Origin of the sequence: Sphingomonas pruni NBRC 15498 (assembly GCF_001598455.1) — a bacterium.
Taxonomy (GTDB): domain Bacteria; phylum Pseudomonadota; class Alphaproteobacteria; order Sphingomonadales; family Sphingomonadaceae; genus Sphingomonas; species Sphingomonas pruni.
This window is the reverse complement of sequence record NZ_BCYZ01000057.1, coordinates 1-20,035: the sequence shown is the minus strand read 5'-3', so window position 1 is coordinate 20,035 and position 20,035 is coordinate 1. Positions and strand designations below refer to the sequence as shown.

Below are 20,035 nucleotides of genomic sequence, written 5' to 3'. Positions count from 1 at the left end.
CCCTGTTGTGGATGGCGTTGGACTGCAACCACCCACCGTGAGTGATCCCTTTCGCATCGCTCTGATTTCTGATTCAAGCTCATTATGAGCCGATACGACCTGACCGACTTCGAATGGCGCGTGATCGAACCGCTTCTGCCCAACAAGCCGCGAGGCGTTCCGCGCGTCGATGATCGCCGGGTGCTGAACGGCATATTCTGGGTCTTGCGATCGGGCGCGCCGTGGCGAGACCTGCCGGAGCGCTACGGTCCGCGCACCACTTGCTACAACCGCTTCGTCCGATGGCGGAAGGCGGGCGTCTGGGATCGGATGATGGATGCCATCACCGCCGCCCATGACGGCGACATCCAGATGATCGACAGCACCTCCGTTCGTGCCCATCAGCAGGCCGCGACGGCAAAAAGGGGGATCGAGATCATTGTCTCGGTCGTTCCCGAGGCGGCCTCACGACCAAAATCCACGCGGTCGTTGATGCGCAAGGGCTCCCGATCCGGCTCAGCCTGACGGCTGGGGAGGCGCATGACGGGCAGGTCGCTGACATACTGCTCGACCATCTCGGCCCACACACCATCGTGCTGGCGGACAAGGCCTATGATGCTGACCGCATCCGTGAACTGATAGAGGTGCAAGGCGCCACGCCTAACATCCCCGCCAAATCCAACAGGAAGTGGAAGCCTTGTTTCAGCAGGCGGCTTTACCGCGAGCGCAACCTAATCGAACGGTTCTTCTCCAAGCTGAAGCACTTCCGCCGTGTCGCCACCCGCTACGACAAGCTCGCAGCGAACTTCCTCGCCATGGTCCAACTCGCATCAATGCGGCTATGGCCACGGTTTTATGAGTCTACGACCTAAAATTGGTCATGCCGGGCCTGTCCCGGCATCCACCGGGCGGCAAGCCCGGGAAAGAAGCTCCTTGATCAGGCCAGGCTGTGCAGTGGATGCCGGGACAACCTGGCATGACGGCGAACCTGATCGTGCTCGGCGATAGGGGTAAATCTGCCCCATCCGATCCTGTTCACTCCTTGCCGCAGCGGTCGGCGTGGTCCGCTACCCTAGCTTGCTCTGGCGCCCCGCTGCAGCGCAGCATATGCTAACCCGATGCGGATCGCGATCATCGACACCAGCACGACTCGTGCCGCGATCATTTCCGAAGGTCTGCGCGAGGCCGGACTCGACGATCTCGTCCTGATCGACAATTCGCATGCGCTCGTCGCGCAAATCGAAGCGGCCAACCCCGAAGTCGTGCTGATCAACCTCGAAAACCCCAGCCGCGACGTGCTGGAGGAATATTTCGCGGTGTCGCGGGCGCTGGCGAAACCGATCGCGATGTTCGTCGACCAGAGCAATCCGGAGACGACCGCCGCGGCGATCGATGCCGGCGTTTCGGCCTATATCATTGACGGCCTGTCGAAGCAGCGGATGATGCCGATCGTCGATCTGGCGGTGCGGCGCTTCAACGCCTTTTCACGGCTCCAGGCCGAGCTTCACGAAGCGCGCAATGCGCTGGCCGACCGTGCCGCGATCGACAAGGCGAAGGCGATCCTGATGCGCCGCCGTGCGATCGACGAGCCCGCCGCGTACGCTTTGCTGCGCAGCCACGCGATGCAATCCAACCGCCGCATCGCCGAAGTGGCGGAAGCCATCATCACCAGCGCGGCGTTGATGGGGGACGACACATGACGCTCGACCGCATCCGGATCGGCTTCCTGCCGCTGGTCGATGCCGCTTTGCCGATCCTGGCGCGCGAGCAGGGATTTGCGGCGGCACACGGACTCGAGATCGAGCTGGTGCGGGATCTCAGCTGGGCGACGGTGCGCGACCGCCTGCTCTACGGCCATACCGATGCCGCGCATATGATCGCGCCGCTGGCGATCGCAACCGCGCTCGGCCGCGGCCGTCCCGCGGTCGAGATCGACGTGCCGTTCGCGCTCGGCCTTAACGGCAACGCGATCACCTTCTCGATTCCGCTCGCGACCGAAACGCTTGAGAGCGGTCAGCTCGGCGACCCATGGACCGTCGGCGAGCGCCTCCGCCAGGTCGCGAAGGCACGAGTGGAAGCGGGGCGCCCCCTCCGCTTCGGTGTCGTCCATCGTTATTCGAGCCACAATTACATGCTGCGCTACTGGCTGGCGGCGGTCGGCATCCGGCCCGATCTGGATGTCGAGATCGTCACGATCAGCCCGCCTTTCGCCGCGGACGCGCTCGCTGCGGGAGAAGTCGACGGCATCTGCGTCGGCGAACCATGGAACAGCGTGGCGGTCGATCGCGGCGTCGGGCGGATCGCGCTGGTGACCGCGCAGATTTGGCGGCGCGGGGTCGAGAAGGTGCTCGCGATGCGACGCGAGACGGCGAGCGCATCGCCCGATCTGGTCGACCGGCTGATCCGGGCGCTGCACGATGCCGCGGCGCATTTCGTCGAGCCCGATGCGGCTGAGGAGAATGCGCGGATCCTGGCGCAGCCCGCTTATCTGGCGGCGCCGGAGGAGACGATTCTGCGCGCCATCACCGATCGGGTCCGCTTGTCGCAAGGCGCGACGCCGCTCCACATTCCCGATTTCATGTTCCAGTTCCGCGAGGCGGCCAACTTTCCGTGGCGTAGCCAGGCGGCGTGGCTGTATTCGCAAATGACCCGCTGGGACGGCACGCCGTTTTCGTCCGAGGAAGCTGCCCGCGCCGAGGGCGTGTTCAGGCCCGATCTGTACCGCCGCGCGCTGGCCGGATCGGGCGCGATCCTGCCTGGCGCGAGCTCGAAGCTGGAAGGCGCGATCGGCGATCCGCTCGGCGCGGGATCGGTGCAAGGCAGGCTGGTGCTCGGCGCCGACCGCTTCTTCGATGACCGTGCGTTCGATCCCGACGATGCGGAGACCTATTTGGCGTCGCTGCCCTGATTTTTGCTGCAACTGCGAAATAGGCTTGCGTCCGGCGGGCGAATCACGCATCGTCCCCTCCGCAGGGCAATGACGCTCGGCACGAAATAAACCGCGACGACCTCCACCGACGGGGGTCATTGCGGGGCGGGTCCGACGATCCGCCAAGGCAACGAAGCCGCCCCGACGCGCCAGCACTGGCCGCCGTCGGGGCGGCTTTTTTCTTGTCCATCGCACGCGAAGGGGATCCGCATGGCGACCGCATTCTGGAACAGGGCACAGGGCAGGCAGCAGGACGGCTTCTGGTCGAGCGGGCATGTCCCGACGCTGATCGCCGCCTTTCTCTATTTCGACCTCGCCTTCATGGTCTGGGTCTTGCTGGGGCCGCTCGCCCCTGAAATCGCCAAGACGCTGGCGCTGACGCCCGCCGAAAAGGGCCTGATGGTCGCCACCCCGACGCTTGCCGGCGCGGTGCTCCGCGTGGTCAACGGCCTGCTCGTCGATCGCATCGGTCCCAAGCGCTCGGGCACGATCAGCCAGATCATCGTCATCGCCGGACTGCTGACCGCCTGGCTGGCCGGCGTTACCAGCTTCGCCGGCACCTTGGCGCTCGGCGTCATTTTAGGTTTTGCCGGGGCGAGCTTCGCGATCGCGCTGCCGCTGGCGAGCCGCTGGTATCCGCCGCAGCATCAGGGCAAGGCGATGGGGATTGCCGGTATGGGCAATTCGGGCACCGTGCTTGCCGCCTTGTTCGCGCCGTTGCTGGCCAAGACGTTTGGCTGGAACGCCGTCCTCGGCCTGGCGTGCATCCCGCTCGCGGTCGTGCTGGTCATCTATCAGCTGATCGCCCGCGACGCGCCCAACCGGCCGGCACCCAAGTCGCTCGCGGAGTATCTCCACCCGCTCAAGTCGGCCGACGCCTGGTGGCTGATGGGCTTCTATGCGGTGACGTTCGGCGGGTTCGTCGGGCTTGCCGCCTCGCTGCCGATCTATTTCACCGATCGTTTCGCGCTGACGCCGGTGGTCGCCGGCTATTGCACCGCGGCCTGCGTATTCGCGGGGTCGCTGGTTCGTCCGCTCGGCGGCGCGCTCGCCGACAGGTTCGGCGGGGTCAAGGCGCTGACAATAGTGTTCGCCGCTGCCGCTGCCGCTTTGGTGGGAGTCAGCATGGCGCCGACCGTTGGCGCGGCGATGGGATTGTTCGTCCTCGCGATGCTGGCATTGGGCGTCGGCAACGGATCGGTCTTCCAACTCGTGCCGCAGCGTTTCGCCGACGAGATCGGCGTGATGACCGGGCTGGTCGGCATGGCGGGCGGTGTCGGCGGCTTCTACCTCGCCTCGTCGCTGGGCATCGCCAAGCAGCTGACCGGCAGCTTCGCGCCCGGCTTCCTGATCTTCGCGGGGCTCGCGGTGATCGCCTGTCTCGGCATCACGATCGTCAAATATTCGTGGCGCCGGCACTGGGGCGCGGCGGCAGGCGTCCGGATCTGAACGAGAGCAGGGGAGACACGCGATGAAACCTGCCTGGTTGATCCTTGGAGGCGCGCTGGTGGTGAGTCCCGCCATGGCGCAGGACATCAGTCTGAAGCCGTTGATCGACGCGCGGTTGCGCTACGAGAATGTCGATCAGGCGGGGCTGCCCCGCGACGCGGAGGCGACAACGATCCGCATCCGCAGCGGAGTGCAGGCGAGCAGCGGACCGCTTTCCGCGATCGTCCAGATGCAAGGCATGTTGGCGCTGACCGGCGATTATTATGACGGGTTGCATGGCGCCGCCACGCGTCCATTGATCGCCGACCCGCAGAATATCGCCTTGTATCGCGCGCAGCTGCAATACCGCAGCAAAAGCATCGCGTTGACGGTGGGGCGCCAGTCGATCGCGCTCGACGACGAGCGCTTCGTCGGTGCCGTCCCGTTTCGTCAGAATGCCCAGACGTTCGATGCTACGCGGTTCGAATGGACCGGCGTGAAGGGGCTGAAGGCCGACCTGACCTATGCCTGGCGAGTCAATACCGTGTGGGGAATCGACGGTGTGGGCGCACGGCCGCGCTCGATCGGGGGCGACAACGTGCTGGGCAATCTGTCCTATGCCAGCCCGGTCGGCACGATCACCGGCTTCGCCTATCTGGTCGATCAGGACGAAACGGCGGTGCAGGGATTCCGCTTGTCGAGCCAGACCTATGGCGCGCGGCTGGCCGGCGCGCGTCCGCTCGGCAAGGGGATCAAGCTCTCCTACCAGCTGAGCTACGCGACCCAGTCCGATTACCACCGCAACCCCAATCGCTACCGCGCCGATTATTACCTGATCGACGCCGGGCTCGATCTCCACGCGCTCAAGCTCGGCGCGGGATACGAAGTGCTTGGCGCCGACAAGGGCGTGGCGCTCACCGCCTTCCAGACTCCGATCGCGACCGGGTTCAAGTTCCAGGGCTGGGCCGACAAATTCCTGACGACACCGCCCGATGGCGTCCGCGATCTCTATGGCAATGTCGGTTATGGCTGGAAACAGGCGGGGCCATTCAAGGCACTGACGTTGCAGGCGGTCTATCATCGCTTCGCCGCCGACCGTCACAGCCGTCTCTATGGCGACGAGATCGACCTGCTCGCCAGTGCCAAGCTCGGCAAGACCAGCCTTTCCGCCCGCTATGCCGATTACCAGGCGGATGGATTCGCCACCGACACCCGCAAATTCTGGCTGCAGCTCGATTGGAGCTTGTGATGGATTTCCTTGTTTCCGCGTCCGATCCCGACCCTATGCCGGATACTCCGTCCGGCGCGGCGCCCGGCCTTCCTCACCTCGTCGTCATCGGTAACGGCATGGCCGGGTGCCGCGCGGTCGAGGAACTGATCGCACGCGACGCCGGTCGCTATCGCGTGACGATCTTCGGCGCCGAGCCGCGGGTGAACTACAACCGCATCATGCTGTCGCCGGTACTGGCGGGCGAGAAGACGTTCGACGACATCGTGATCAACGACGCCGCCTGGTATGCCGATAACGCAATCGATCTGATTGCCGGCGATCCGGTCGCGGCGATCGATCGCACCGCGAAGACCGTGACGTCGCGATCGGGCAGGTCGGTGCGTTACGACAAATTGCTGATCGCGACCGGCTCCGATCCGTTCATCATCCCGGTGCCGGGTAAGGACTTGCCCGGCGTGATCAGCTTTCGCGACATGGACGACGTCGACCATATGCTGGCGGCGGCCGATCGCGGCGGCAGCGCGGTGGTGATCGGCGGCGGCCTGCTCGGGCTGGAGGCGGCGCACGGCCTGTCGCTGCGCGGGATGCGGGTCACCGTCCTTCACCTCATGCCGACCCTGATGGAACGCCAGCTCGACGAAGCGGCGGCCTGGCTGCTCAAGTCGGCGCTCGAAGCGCGCGGTCAGACCGTGCTGACCGGCGCCGACACCGCCGAGATCCTGGGCGACGGCAAGGTCGAGGCCGTGCGGCTCAAGGACGGGCGCGAGATCCCCGCCGACCTGGTGGTGATGGCGGTCGGCATCCGTCCTTCGGTCGCGCTGGCGCGTGAGGCGGGCCTGGCGGTCGGCCGCGGCATCCAGGTCGACGACCATATGGTCACCAGCGACCCGGACGTGCTCGCGGTCGGCGAATGCGTCGAGCATGACGGCCAGGTCTACGGGCTGGTGGCGCCGCTCTGGGATATGTGCCGCGCGCTGGCCGATGGGCTGGTCGACCAACCCAGCGGCTATCGCGCCAGCGTCACCTCGACCAAGCTCAAGGTGGCCGGACTCGATGTGTTCTCGGCAGGCGATTTCGCCGGCGGCGAAGGATGCGAGGACATCGTGCTGCGCGACGCCAGCCGGGGCGTCTACAAACGCGTCGTTCTCAAGCATGACCGCGTCGTCGGCGCGGTGCTCTATGGCGATACCGCCGATGGCGGCTGGTATTTCGACCTGATGCGGCGCGGCGAGGACATCTCGGCCACGCGCGACCTGCTGATCTTCGGCCAGGCCTTCGCCTCGGGAGGGGGGCAGGCGGACCCTAAGGCGGCCGTTGCGGCGCTCTCCGACGGAGCGGAGATTTGCGGCTGCAACGGCGTCAGCAAGGGTCAGGTCGTCTCCTGCATCGCCAAGGGTGCGCACAGCCTCGATGCGGTACGCTCGGGCTGCAAGGCAAGCGCGAGTTGCGGATCGTGTACCGGGCTGGTCGAAACCCTGCTCGCACTGACACTTGGCGAGGATGTCGAGGCCGGCCCGAAGACGATGTGCAAATGCACCAGCTTCGGCCATGACGACGTCCGGCGCGAGATCGTCGCGCAAGGCATGCGCTCGATTCCCGAAGTGATGCACCGGCTCCACTGGTCGACGCCCGACGGTTGTTCGAGCTGCCGGCCCGCGCTCAATTACTATCTGCTCTGCGCGCTGCCCGGCGAGTATGAGGACGACCAGCAGAGCCGCTTCGTCAACGAACGACTCCACGCCAACATCCAGAAGGACGGCACCTATTCGGTCGTCCCGCGGATGTGGGGCGGCATCACCAGCCCACAGGAACTGCGCGCGATCGCCGACGTGGTCGAGAAATATGACGCGCCGATGGTCAAGGTGACCGGCGGCCAGCGGCTCGACATTTTCGGGATCAAGAAAGAGGATCTGCCCGCGGTCTGGGCCGACCTCAACGCCGCCGGCATGGTGTCGGGCCATGCCTATGGCAAGGCGCTGCGCACCGTGAAGACCTGTGTCGGTTCGGAATGGTGCCGCTTCGGCACGCAGGATTCGACCGGCCTGGGCGTCAAGCTCGAGCGTGGCTTCTGGGGCAGCTGGATGCCGCACAAGTTCAAGATGGCGGTCTCCGGCTGCCCGCGGAACTGCGCCGAGGCGACGATCAAGGATTTCGGCGTGGTCTGCGTCGATTCGGGCTACGAGCTCCATGTCGGCGGCAATGGCGGCATCCATGTCCGCGCGACCGATCTGTTGACGAAGGTCGCGAGCGAGGAAGAGGCGATCCATGTCGCCGCCGCCTTCGTCCAGCTCTATCGTGAGGAAGCGCGCTATCTCGAGCGCACCGCTCCTTGGATCGAGCGCGTCGGGCTGCAGCATATCAAGGATCGCGTGGTCGAGGACGCCGCCGGCCGCGACGCGCTCGCCGATCGCTTCTGGTATTCGCAGCGCTTCAGCCAGGACGACCCCTGGGCCGAACGCGCCTCGGGCGCGGCGCGCGAGCAGCACGCGCACATGGCGCATTTCCAACCGCAGATGATGGAGGTCGCGGAATGATCGGCGATTGGCTCGATATCGGCTGGCTCGACCAAATCCCGGCGCGCGGCAGCCGCACCGTGACGGTCGCGGGCGGCGAGGAGGTGGCGGTGTTCCGCACCGCCGACAATCGTGTCTTCGCGCTCGCTAATCGCTGTCCGCACAAGGGCGGCCCGCTCAGCCAGGGGATCGTCCACGGCCACAGCGTCGCCTGCCCGCTGCACAATTGGCGGATCGCGCTGGCGACCGGCGAGGCACAGGGCGAGGACAAAGGCTGCGCTCCGACGATCCCGGTCAAGGTCGACGCCGGCCGCGTGCTGCTGTGCCGCACGTCGACCTTGAAGGCTGCGGCGTGAGGGATGTTCATCTTAAGCCCCTCCCCTTCAGGGGAGGGGTTGGGGTGGGGCCTGTCCTCAAGCGACCTGCCCGCGGCACTGCCGCACCCCCAACCCCTCCCCTGAAGGGGAGGGGCTAATGACTACGATACGCACCACCTGCGCCTATTGCGGGGTCGGGTGCGGCATCGTCGCGCGGCGGACCGGCGAACGCAAAGTGGAGATTGCCGGCGACCCCGATCATCCCGCCAATGCCGGTCGGCTGTGCTCGAAGGGCACGCATCTCGGCGAGACGGTCGGATTGGAAGGGCGGCTGCTTCATCCGATGATCGGGACCAAGCGCGTCGGCTGGGATCGCGCGCTCGACCTCGTCGCGCGGCGCTTTCGCGACACGATCGCGCGGCATGGGCCGAACAGCGTCGCCTTCTACGTCTCCGGCCAATTGCTGACCGAGGATTATTACGTCGCCAACAAGCTGATGAAGGGGTTTATCGGCTCGGGGAACATCGACACCAATTCGCGGCTATGCATGTCGAGCGCGGTCGCCGGCCATATCCGCGCGTTCGGCGAGGATGTGGTGCCGGCAAGCTATGCCGATCTCGATGCCGCCGACCTGATCGTACTGGTCGGGTCGAACACCGCCTGGTGCCATCCGATCGTCTATCAGCGGATCATGGCCGCGCGGGCCGCGCGCGGCGCGAAGCTGGTGGTGATCGATCCGCGCCGCACCGAAACCGCGGCCGAAGCCGATCTGCACCTGGCGATCCGCCCGGGCAGCGACGTCGCGCTGATGAACGGATTGCTCGCCTGGTGCCGCAACGCGGGGCTGATCGATCACGACTATCTCGTTGGGCACGTCAATGTTCCCGGCGATTTCTGGGACAAGCTTGGAGAGGGGAACGATCTGTGGTCGACGGCGCGGGCGTGCGACGTCCAACCCGCCGACCTCAGACGTTTCTACGATCTGTTCGCCGCCAATCCGCGCACGGTGACGATGTTCAGCCAGGGCATCAACCAGTCGGTCAGCGGCACCGATCAGGTCAACGCGATCACCAATCTGCACCTCGCGACCGGCCGAATCGGCACGCCCGGCGCGGCGCCGTTCTCGATCACCGGCCAGCCCAATGCGATGGGCGGGCGCGAAGTCGGCGGGCTCGCCTCGACCCTGGCGGCGCATATGGACTTCGCGCCCGACAATGTGGCGCGGGTCGGGCGGTTCTGGGCCGCGCCGAACATGGCGACCAAGCCGGGGTTGAAGGCGGTCGACCTGTTCCGCGGCGTCGGCGAGGGGCGGATCAAGGCGATCTGGATCATGGCGACCAACCCCGCCGTCTCGATGCCCGATGCCGGCCAGGTCCGCGAGGCGCTGGCCGCCTGTCCGCTCGTCGTGGTGTCCGACGTGATCGCCGATACCGACACCAGCCGCTTCGCGCATGTCCGGCTGCCGGCGACGGCCTGGGGCGAAAAGGACGGCACGGTGACCAATTCGGAACGCTGCGTCAGCCGTCAGCGCCCGATCTTCGCGCCCCCGGGCGAGGCGCGGCCCGATTGGTGGATCGTCAAGGAAGTTGGCCGCCGCATGGGCTGGCGGTCGGCGTTCGCTTACGACCGTCCCGTCGATGTGTGGCGCGAGCATGTCCGGCTGAGCGCCTATCAGAACGACGGCGCACGCCGCTTCCGCCTCGACCGCGCGACGCCGGGCAATGCCGACTATGAGCAGATGGCGCCATTCCGCTGGGGCGACGACGCCTTCGCCGACGGCGTCTATCCGACACCGGACGGGCGCGCGCGGCTGGTTACCGTCACCCAGCGCCCCGGCGAGCGGCCGCTCGACCGCTGGCCGATGACGCTCAATACCGGCCGGTATCGCGACCAATGGCACACGATGACGCGCACCGGGCTCGCCCCCAGGCTGGCGCGCCATCGCGAGGAGCCGTTGGTCGAGGTCCATCCCGACGATGCGGCGCGGTTGGACATCGCCGACGGCGCGCTGGCCCGCGTGTCGACGCCGCGCGGCGAGAGCCTTTATCGCGTTGCCGTGACGGACGCGCAGCGGCCGGGCGAATTGTTCGTCCCGATCCATTGGACCGATCGCGGATCGACCGGCGGGCGGACCGGATTGCTGCCGCGCCCGCTCGTCGATCCGCATTCGGGCCAGCCTGGCTTCAAGACAACGCCGGCGGCGATCGCGGCGGTGGCGACCGAGTGGCGCGGCTTCCTGCTGATGCGCGGCGAGCCGGGCGCGATGCCCGATTGTCTGTGGGCGACTCGCGTCGCGGTGCCGCAGGGGACATTGTGGGAACTGGCCGGCGATGGCGACGCCGTGGCGATCGAACGCCTCCTGCCGCAGGGCGACTGTATCGAAGCCGTCGATCCCGCCAAAGGATCGCGCCGCGTCGCCATTATCCGCGACGGGCGGCTGGCAGCCTTGTTGTTCGTCACGTCGGAAGGCGTGCTGCCGTCGCGCGATTGGCTGATCGCGCAATTGGCGGCGCCCGCGGTCGCCCCGACCCTGCTCGCCGGCCGCGCGCCAGGGCCGAGCGTCGATCGCGGCCCGATCGTCTGCGTCTGTTTCGATATCGGCGCGCGCGCGATCACCGATGCGATCCGCACGGATGGCCTGGCGGATGTCGCCGCCGTCGGCGCGGCGCTGCGCGCAGGGACCAATTGCGGATCGTGTAGTCCGGCGATTGCCCGATTGATCGCCGATCACGCTAATCGGGAGAGCGTCAATGCCGGTCGATGACTTTCCGCCGGGCAGCGTCTGGCTGGTCGGCGCCGGCCCCGGAGACCCCGATCTGCTGACGCGCAAGGCCGAGGCACTGTTGCGCCGCGCCTCGGTGGTGTTCCACGACGCCCTGGTCGGACCCGGCGTGCTCGACCTCATTCCAGGCCACGTTCGGCTGGTATCGGTCGGCAAAAGGTCCGGACGCCATTCGCGCGACCAGGGAGCAATCAACCGCTTGTTGATCGAGGCGGCCAGCGAGGGCGAGCGCGTCGTTCGCCTCAAGGGAGGCGACCCGACACTGTTCGCCCGATCCGCGGAGGAAATGACTGCCCTCTCCGCCGAGGGCATCGCCGTTCGGATATGCCCCGGCATCACCGCGGCAAGCGCCGCCGCGGCATCGGCGGGGCTATCGCTGTCGTTGCGCGGTCATGCCCGCCGCGTCGAATTCGTCACCGCGCACGCCGCGCCTGGCCTTCCGCTCGACCTCGATTGGCGCCGGCTGGCCGATCCGCAAGCGACGATCGCCTTCTACATGGGACGCGGTGCCGCGGCCGACATCAGCCGGAACCTGATCGCGGCCGGGCTTGCCGCGGCGACGCCCGTTATCGTGGCGTGCGATATCAGCCTGCCGGGCGAGACGAGGCTGCAGACCCGGCTCGACCTGCTGCCGTTCGCGGTCGCGACGATCGCCGACGATCGCCCGACGCTGATCATCGTCGGTGAGGCCGTCGCGCCGCCGGGAATGGCGATGGCGCAGGCCGCTGCGACGAAAGCGGCCGACGCGCAACGTTAGGCAGCTTTTGTCGTTCGGAGCACGCAGCGAAAGCCGATATGGCTCGTCGAGGAGTCGATCGCCTGGGCGTGCCGCGCCGCCGGGCGATAGCGCTGGCAGTAATTGGCGGCGCAGAGATGCGACCCGCCCTTCAGCACCTTGCGCCCGATCGATATGTGCGGCGTGAGCGGATCGCGGCTGTCGCGCTCGCGCCCACCGCGTGGATTGGCCGGTACGCAGCAGGCACCACCGCGCTTCTTTTTTTCGACCGTCGGCAAAGCCCACCAGTCCGCGGTCCACTCCCAGACATTGCCGATCATGTCGGACAGTCCGTACCCGTTGGGGGGGTAGGTACCGACCGGCGACGTGCGCTCCCATCCGTCGAGCAGCTGGTTGACGAACGGAAAGGCGCCTTGCCAGTAATTGGCGAGCATCCTCCCCTCGGGCGCCAGTTCGTCGCCCCAGGCGAATTCGGCGCCGTCCAGGCCGCCGCGCGCGGCAAATTCCCATTCCGCCTCGCTCGGCAGGCTTTTGCCCGCCCAGTCGGCATAGGCCTTGGCATCGCTGTAAGCCACATGGACCACAGGGTGATCGGCCAGATCGTCGATCGCGCTATCGGGGCCGAGCGGATGCCGCCAGTCCGCGCCAAAGCTGAATCGCCACCATTGCGAGAAATCCTGCAGATCGACCGGGCCCGCGGTCGGCTCGAATACCAGCGATCCGGGTTGCGCCATGTCGATCGGCATGCCCGGATAGTCCGCCGGATCCGGGGCGATCTCGGCCAATGTGCGATGCCCGGTCGCCGCGACGAAGCGCGCGAACTCGCGATTGGTCACCGGCGTTTCGTCGATCCAGAAGGGGTCGACGCGCACGGCCCGCACGGGCGCTTCTTCCGGGTAGAATCGCTGCGATCCCATCAGGAAGACGCCGCCATCCAGATGGCGCATGCCGGCCGTCGACGCCGCGCTTCTACCTGTCGTGACGGATGCTGGTGTCACCATCGCAGCTGCTCCTGACCGACGGGCTGGAGTGCCGCCAGAACAGGGTTTCGTACCCGTTCCGTACGAACCAGCCAATCAACGCGACATCGTGAAAGTATGGCGCACCCGACAGGATTCGAACCTGTGGCCTCTGCCTTCGGAGTGCACAGAAATGGGCTTTTTTGAGACTCCTTGAAACTAGTAAGTAGCTGATATCTATTGATTATGTGTCTCACGGGGTCTACATAATTCCGAGTATGTTTTCCGTACATTTTCCGTACGGAATGGCTTTCGGAGACTGGCGATGGCGCTGGACCTGAGCAAAGTAAAGGAACGGGACGCACTACGCAGCCAGCGCGAGCCATACTGGCAGCGCATCCGGCCGGGCTGCTTTCTGGGCTATCGCCCGTCGGCGCGCGAAGGTGCGGGGACATGGATCGCGCGCGCTTATGACGAGGATCAGCGCCGATACAGTTTGAAGGCACTCGGCGACTTCGGAACCTTGCCCGGAAAGGATCGCTTCGCGGAAGCCAAGAAGGAAGCCGAGGCATTCGCGGTGCTCGTGGAGTCGGGCGGGCAGACCGCGGAGAAGATCGAGACCGTTGAGGATGCCTGTCGTAAGTATGCGGAGACCCAGCCGGACGCAGCCGGGCGATTCCGGAGGAACGTTTATTCCGACCCGATCGCTAAAGTGAAGTTGGCGAAGCTGAGGCGGCACCATCTCAAGGCGTGGCGTCAACGCTTGGAGAACAAGCCGGCGCTGGTGACGCGGAGGAAGAAGGGGCCGCAGATCACACGCCCGCGCGCGCCCTCGTCGATCAACCGCGACATGGCGATGCTTCGAGCGGCGCTGAATAAGTTTCTCGCACCCGGCGCCCCGGATACCGAAGCGGCTTGGCAAGAGGCGCTCAAGGCGATCCGCAATGCGGATCGTCAGCGGACTCTCTATCTCGATCGTAGCCAACGGCGCGCCCTGCTCAAGGAGATTGACCCCGAGGCCGAGCCTTTCGTGCGAACGCTTTGCCTGCTGCCCCTTCGTCCTGGCGCTGTTGCCGGACTGCGCGCGCGAGACTTCGACAGGCGCACGTCGGAACTAAGCATCGGGAAGGATAAGAGCGGCAAGCCGCGTCGCGTCTTGCTGTCTGCCGCTGCCGCCAAGCTCTTCGACAAACAGGCGAAGGGAAAGTCGGGAGACGCGCCGTTGTTGTCGCGCGCGAACGGCCTGGCTTGGGATAAAGAGACTTGGAAGAGGCCGATTGCCGAGGCAGCGACGAAAGCCAGGCTGCCTGTGGGTGCGACCGCCTATACGCTTCGTCACAGCACGATCACCGATCTCGTGAACAACGGCCTTCCGCTGCTCACGGTCGCCCAAATCAGCGACACCAGCGTGGAAATGATCGAGCGTCACTATGGGCACCTCACCCAGCACGCCGCAGCGGAAGCACTGACAGGGCTTACATTGTAATGGCTTGGGGCTTGCAGCCGCCGCCTAGAGAAATAGTACAAACTGGTTCGACCCTATCGTCGAATGCCGATTAACATATCGGTCTTTGCGGCAATGATAACCTTGATCAACCGACTTCATCGACGCCAAAAGGAAAGTCCGCCGATTATCTTTATTATGTAAAGATCAAAATACAAATCTAAAATTGAGATTGGCAGAAAAATAAGAATGGAAGGCCCAAATTCCGGAAACTTAATACCAAAAAACACAACAATCGCGGAATGAAAAATAAACAATCCACTCACGGCCACCACAAAACCGGAATTCTTCCACGCCTTAAATGAAACAAGCACCGACCCTAGCAATACTATAAGGAAAATGACCGCCAAATAGGCTCTGTCCGGATAGCCAAAATAATTTATGGCGAAGAATACCGGAGATACGGCAATTAGCGCCAATAAACCCCATGACCTCGGGAGTGGTTTATCCGACTCCAAAATATCTTTGATCTTTGTCATTTCCGGGCCATGCACCTGTTAAAAGCCTTAACCGCAGATATTACATCGTGAATAGTCGCGACGCCGTTTACAGCAATTCCGATACCAGGAATAGCCCTTGCTGCTTGGCTCCCTACTTTGACGCCTTGGCTCGCCGTGGTGTTGGCATAGGCCACACCGCCCGCGCTCATTCCGAAAAAATCCCCGTGGAAGGTACCATTTATAATCGCTCCGGACGCTACGCCCAGTTGGAAAAGAGCAACGGCCTGGGATTCACCTGGGATGAAGCCCGCAAGATCCAGGACTAACGCTATTCCCGATTCTCTGGCTGATTCATCCATACACATATCGACTTTAGTTCTAGGCTTGAAAACCCCACAAGCGGTACCGTTGGATCCATAACAACTACCGGCCTCCCCGCCTCCTTCGCCATTGCCGCCACCGAAGAACTGGGTAGCAACAGGACCAGCGTCGGGAAAAGTCACATAATAAGACGTGCAGGTAGTTTGCGTTAGCACGACATCGCCGGCGCTGTTCGACGTCGATGGGCCGCTAATGTTATTGTTGCAATCTTGAAGCTGAAACGTCGCTAGACCACTTGGGTCAACCAAGTTGACTGGATCGCCTCCGACATAGTTATACCAATTCGTCCCGTCCGCATAGCCAGCTGGATCGGTCTGAATGAACCGACCGAGAGAAGCTGAATACATCCGAGCTTTGTAATAATACATTCCCAGTTCCGGAAACCAAGCTTGGCCTGTATATAGAAATCGGCCGCTCTTCGCTCCGCCAGGAATACCGTATTCGTCATAGCTATTGGTAGCGATACTGTTGCCGGTGCCGTCGGTCACTGCGACGATCGACCCGCGCTCATCGGGAATCAGCCAGCGCCGATCGCTCGTTCCAGCGCCTTCATACCAAACCAACGGCTCGTCAGCATTGGTGCCGGTGACGTATCGGCGCAGAACCGCGCCCGACGGGTTGCCAACTTCGGTCGCGATCTCACCGCCATCATAAACGAAACGGGTTGAAGACGCGGTATCATATTCGCTCAATCGCCCGATCGGGTCGTAATAGAGCGTCGGCCCGCCGCTCATACTCTTGAGACGGTTATCAGACGTATAAGTATACGTCGTCGTCCCCGAACTCGTCAGATTTCCTCTCGCATCGTAACCAAGGTTGGTGGTCCCTGCCGCGCTATATTGGTTTAGGCCATTGCTCGTATAGGGCCGGGTAACGGTGACCGCTCCTGTCCAGGCATAGGCGCCGTTTGCCCGGCTAGCCGACGCAATCTGAGATGCCGGATTGTAGGTGAACGTGGTCGCATTGTCCTGGCCATTCGCCGTCGGCGTGCAGTCGAGCGTACCGCCGCCCGCGAGGTCGTGCCGGAGGCATATCAGGCGTGATGCGACGTCATAACTAAAGTACGTCACCGTACCATTGCCACGCGTCACGCTCGTTCGTCGACCCAGATCGTCATAGGAATAGCTCGCCAGCACGCCGACGCCTGTAGTCGCACCATTCTCGCGGACGGCCGTCATATTGCCGGTTAAATCATAGTCGTAGGCTACATAAAAACCATCCGGCCAAGTCACCCGCGTCCGATTACCCGCGACGTTGTATTGATATTGCAGACTTCCGAACGCTTGGGCAGCAGTCGTCGTGCGGCCTAAGGCATCGTAGCCGGACGTAAGCGTCTGCCCCGAACTAGATGCCGTCAGCAGGTGTCCCACCAAGTCATAGGTATAACTTACCGTGGGCTCTCCATTGGGCGGCGTCTTCGCTTTGACACGGTTGAGATTGTCGTATGAAAATCCGACCAACGTTCCATCACGCAGCTGCCGACCAATAACATTGCCGTTGGCGTCGTAGGTGAATTTCTCATAATCGGTCGTCGAACTTGCGCCCGGACTGGTCGGCGACGGATAATTAGTCTGGCCCAGTCTGTCGAAACCGTCATAGGTATACGACGTCAAATTGTTTCGTCCATCACTGATGGACTTGATCTTTCCATTAGCCGAATAGGCGAATGTGGCCGTCACCACAGGAGAGCTGGTCCCAACACTCTCGCTGATGGTAGCCTTCTGGCCGTTGGGATCAAATGTCGTCAGCGAAACTCGATCCGGACCATAAGGTCCGCTCGTCTGAACCGGGGCGCAACTCGAAGCTGGTGCTCCAACGGCCGCCAAATCCATATATTGGATAGTGCAGTTGGGTCTGCCCAGATTGTCATATAGCGTGTCGGTGACACCATACGTAGTCCCGCCTGCGGCGACAGATTGCCTGATGGCGCGACCGTTCACATCGAGCGTAGTAGCGGAACGCCGACTTTCGCTGAAATTTGCCCAAGCGGCATCAGTTTGATCCGTAACCGTACCAACCTGCGTTAGCGTCGCCATGCCATCCGCATTGAAGGTGGTTTTGGTTGCAGCCAGCTTGCGGGGGCCAGAGCCATCTGGATCAGGGCCAACCTCGCCGATCAAGTGACCATGCGCATCGTAACGATAGACTGTTGTCTGCGCCGCACCCAACGGGCCGCTTACCGAAGCAAGGTTCCCCAAACCGTCATAGGAAACGGACTGCGTGCTACTAACCGTACCATCCCCGGATTGGATGGTGGTGGCCGTCGGAAGGGCGTGGTTAGAACCCGCGTAACTCACTATCGTTTTGGTCTCGTCGGCCGTGCCGGCGCAGGTCGCTTGTGTGGCACAGCGAGAAGTACCGGTGAGAGACCAAATGGACCCGACTTGCACCAGGTTGCCGCTCGCATTCTTCGCGTAGGTGGGAATTTGCCCATAGCTTATCCGCGTCTGAGGCCGGACAGCACCTGTGCTGGCTGCAGGCAATGTGACACTCGTCGTCAAACCTGTCTGGGGATCATACGTAAAATCGGTCGTCTGGTTCATCGCGTCCGTTATGCTCGACGGCTTATCGTCAAACGAGCTGGGCACCTGACTCATCGTAATATTGGGTAAGGGGCTGCCACTTTTTGGAACGGCAGTATATTGAGTCAAATTCCCATTATTGTCCCTTTGGAAGTTTTCGCTATTCCCTTCAGGGAATCCGAATTGAGACAATAACCCATACTGATCGAGCGTTTTGGACGTAGTGTTGCCAGCCCGATCCCGGATCGCCGATACATTGCCAGTAGCAGCGTCAATCGTGTATTGTTTATACAGGCCGTCGGGGCCGGTTACCTGGGTATAATTTGACCCATAGGTGTAGATCCACGTCACGCCCGATCGCGTAATGGATGACACTCGTCCGTTAGCATCATAAATAACCCCGACCTGCACGCCCGCCGGGCTGGTGATGTTGGTTATCTTTCCATTCGTGAGTGCGTACAGCGTGGTATGATTCAGTTCGTCAGTAATGCTTATGCTGGACGGCGAGGATGTTATGGTCGAACTCGGCCAGATCCTGGAATAGCTGCAAGTCGGCGCATTCGGGTCGCAATAATCAATTGATTGGTCGAGCGCAGTTACTGATGACAATTGATTTGAGGTCGATTGCGGGTAGGAGTACTTCAGCATGTAGCCGCGATTGCTTACGACCGACGACAACGCGCTACAGCCCGACCCGCAACTCACCCAGTTATACGTCCATTTCTCGCCATTCTTGAACTGCCTCGAAACGAGCACTCCTTCGAAAGCCGTCCAGCCGGTGGAGGTGGCAGCCAAGGGTTTGGAAAAGATGTTGATCGTCCCCTGACGATCGGTGTGGGTATAGGTTTGCGTCGTGGAATCGTACGAAAGAGATTGCCCCCTACTGTTAAAATACGCAGTAGTTATTATGCCGGAAGGATTTCCATTTGTCGGCTTGGCAAACACATTTGATTGTCCATCAATACTTACTTTGTACATTGTCGCGGGGGTGCAGCCACCGCCGCCACATATCTGGCCGGGTGCGGTATTGATGACTCCCGTTAAATTGCTATCGCCGGAGACTCCGGAAACTCCGGAGATGACGTGCTTCAATTGGCTTTCGCTTGGTCCAATGGCAGCTAATTGTTGTGGCGGCTGAAAGCTACCATTCGCGATATTGACGCCGTTTTCGTCAGTCGACGGGAATACCGGCGGCCCCGGGATGCTAGGAATTGTCTGCGCGTGAAGGGTGGGGATAGATGCCACATATGATACGGCACTGGCGGAGAGCAGGAAGACGAATTTAGACAGCCGTTGATTGCTTCTTTTGGGTCTACCTGTCCCAATCCCTTCGCAGCGAGCCGTCATCACAATCTCCAGACGATAAGATCATTGTTCGGACCGATGGCAGCGCTACTGCCGGACGGCCTAGGCTCGAAGGAGCCTCAGTACACGACGCATTGCGAAGCCAGTCCGGTTACGGTTGCGGTCAGCTGGCCCGTCGAGGTGGCGCCCAAACTATCAGCGACGACGTAGCTGAAGGTGAAAGTCCCCGTGCTGTTCTCGCCGATCGTCACCGAGGTGGTGCTGGTCACCGCGGCCGAGCCTGGGCCGGTGATCGACACAAGGTGCAGCGGTACGTTGTTTTCGGGATCGGTGTCGTTCGCGACGAGATTGACGGTCTGATACACACTGCAGTTGAACGAAGTCGTGTCTGCGTTGGCCACTGGCGGAAGATTGCTTGAGGTAGCGTCGTTGATGGTACCCGATCCCTGCGACGTGGTGATGGTGGCCCCGCCCGTCTGCCCCGACAGGTTGACCAGCACTGTTTCAGGGGATTCGATCACGCCGTCGGTGAGCGTCGTGACCTGGAATGTCTGGCTCGACGTGCCGCCTGCCGCGAAGGTCAGCGTTCCGGACTTTGCGGTGTAATCGCTGCCCGCGGCTGCAGTGCCGTCCGCCGTCGCATAGTTGACCGAGAAGCTCGACGAGGTCGTACCCGTCTTGGTCACCGTGAAGGTCAGCGGACTGCCTTCCGACACCCCGGTCGCGTTGCTGATCGCGAACGATGGCGGCGGCGGGACGTCGTTGATCGTCCCGGAGCCTTGACCCGTAGTGATGGTGGCCCCGCCTGTCTGGCCCGACAGATTGACCAGGACCGTTTCGGGGGATTCGACGACGCTGTCGGTCAGCGTCGTGACCTGGAATGTCTGGCTCGACGTGCCGCCCGCCGCGAAGGTCAGCGTTCCGGACTTCGCGTTGTAATCGCTGCCCGCGGCTGCAGTGCCGTTTGCGGTCGTATAATTGACCGAATAGCTCGACGAGGTCGTGCCGG

14 protein-coding genes are annotated in these 20,035 nt (G+C 63.1%); 10 read left to right on the top strand and 4 right to left on the bottom strand.

Annotated features, from left to right (window positions below; genetic code table 11):
- Window positions 1-84: 84 nt before the first annotated feature.
- The 9 genes from SPR01S_RS21300 to cobA all read left to right on the top strand — a co-directional run bounded on the left by SPR01S_RS21300 (window position 85) and on the right by cobA (window position 11,936).
- Window positions 85-851, top strand: a protein-coding gene (locus SPR01S_RS21300) for an IS5 family transposase (protein ID WP_157082295.1) whose coding sequence is annotated in 2 segments (ribosomal slippage) — window positions 85-397 and window positions 397-851 — 768 coding nt in all. Because the reading frame shifts where the segments join, the coding sequence is not laid out codon by codon here.
- Window positions 852-1,097: 246 nt separating this feature from the next.
- The gene (locus tag SPR01S_RS15680) at window positions 1,098-1,679 is read left to right on the top strand and encodes an ANTAR domain-containing response regulator (protein WP_066591033.1); all 582 of its coding nucleotides are present in this window, start codon (window positions 1,098-1,100) and stop codon (window positions 1,677-1,679) included.
- Complete coding sequence (locus tag SPR01S_RS15675; protein WP_066591031.1) at window positions 1,676-2,887, top strand: CmpA/NrtA family ABC transporter substrate-binding protein; 1,212 nt, start codon at window positions 1,676-1,678, stop codon at window positions 2,885-2,887. The genes SPR01S_RS15680 and SPR01S_RS15675 overlap by 4 nt, the downstream gene beginning before the upstream one ends.
- A 231-nt stretch (window positions 2,888-3,118) precedes the next feature.
- Window positions 3,119-4,357 carry a nitrate/nitrite transporter gene (locus tag SPR01S_RS15670; protein ID WP_066591029.1) on the top strand — a complete coding sequence of 413 codons (1,239 nt, stop codon included), beginning with the start codon at window positions 3,119-3,121 and terminating at the stop codon, window positions 4,355-4,357.
- Between the two features lie 22 nt (window positions 4,358-4,379).
- The gene (locus tag SPR01S_RS15665) at window positions 4,380-5,585 is read left to right on the top strand and encodes an alginate export family protein (protein WP_066591027.1); all 1,206 of its coding nucleotides are present in this window, start codon (window positions 4,380-4,382) and stop codon (window positions 5,583-5,585) included.
- A gap of 35 nt (window positions 5,586-5,620) precedes the next feature.
- Entirely contained in the window at window positions 5,621-8,101 is a 2,481-nt protein-coding gene (gene nirB / locus SPR01S_RS15660) for a nitrite reductase large subunit NirB (RefSeq protein WP_245662044.1), read from the top strand.
- On the top strand, window positions 8,098-8,436 hold the full coding sequence (gene nirD / locus SPR01S_RS15655) for a nitrite reductase small subunit NirD (RefSeq protein ID WP_174531901.1): 339 nt from the start codon (window positions 8,098-8,100) through the stop codon (window positions 8,434-8,436). Before nirB ends, nirD begins: the two co-directional genes overlap by 4 nt.
- Before the next feature lie 118 nt (window positions 8,437-8,554).
- Window positions 8,555-11,161 (top strand): nitrate reductase, encoded by a 2,607-nt coding sequence (locus SPR01S_RS15650; protein ID WP_066591021.1) that lies wholly within the window; start codon window positions 8,555-8,557, stop codon window positions 11,159-11,161.
- Window positions 11,148-11,936 (top strand): uroporphyrinogen-III C-methyltransferase, encoded by a 789-nt coding sequence (cobA, locus tag SPR01S_RS15645; RefSeq protein ID WP_066591020.1) that lies wholly within the window; start codon window positions 11,148-11,150, stop codon window positions 11,934-11,936. Before SPR01S_RS15650 ends, cobA begins: the two co-directional genes overlap by 14 nt.
- Here cobA and SPR01S_RS15640 read toward each other — a convergent pair.
- Window positions 11,933-12,916, bottom strand: a complete 984-nt coding sequence (locus tag SPR01S_RS15640) for a formylglycine-generating enzyme family protein (protein WP_500808175.1) — start codon at window positions 12,914-12,916, stop codon at window positions 11,933-11,935. The two genes, cobA and SPR01S_RS15640, sit on opposite strands and share 4 nt — an antisense overlap.
- Before the next feature lie 283 nt (window positions 12,917-13,199).
- On the opposite strand from SPR01S_RS15640, the gene SPR01S_RS15635 reads away from it, so the two are divergent.
- On the top strand, window positions 13,200-14,360 hold the full coding sequence (locus tag SPR01S_RS15635; RefSeq protein ID WP_066591016.1) for a tyrosine-type recombinase/integrase: 1,161 nt from the start codon (window positions 13,200-13,202) through the stop codon (window positions 14,358-14,360).
- A 116-nt stretch (window positions 14,361-14,476) separates the two neighbouring features.
- Here SPR01S_RS15635 and SPR01S_RS21670 read toward each other — a convergent pair whose 3' ends face one another.
- From SPR01S_RS21670 to SPR01S_RS15625, 3 genes are all read right to left on the bottom strand, one after another.
- Window positions 14,477-14,857, bottom strand: a complete 381-nt coding sequence (locus tag SPR01S_RS21670; RefSeq protein WP_157082294.1) for a hypothetical protein — start codon at window positions 14,855-14,857, stop codon at window positions 14,477-14,479.
- Window positions 14,854-19,068, bottom strand: coding sequence for an RHS repeat domain-containing protein (locus SPR01S_RS21295; RefSeq protein WP_084251237.1), 4,215 nt, complete (start codon window positions 19,066-19,068; stop codon window positions 14,854-14,856). Before SPR01S_RS21295 ends, SPR01S_RS21670 begins: the two co-directional genes overlap by 4 nt.
- Window positions 19,069-19,145: 77 nt before the next feature.
- The coding region (locus SPR01S_RS15625) for a Calx-beta domain-containing protein (RefSeq protein ID WP_245662041.1) at window positions 19,146-20,035 on the bottom strand (890 nt) is incomplete at its 5' end.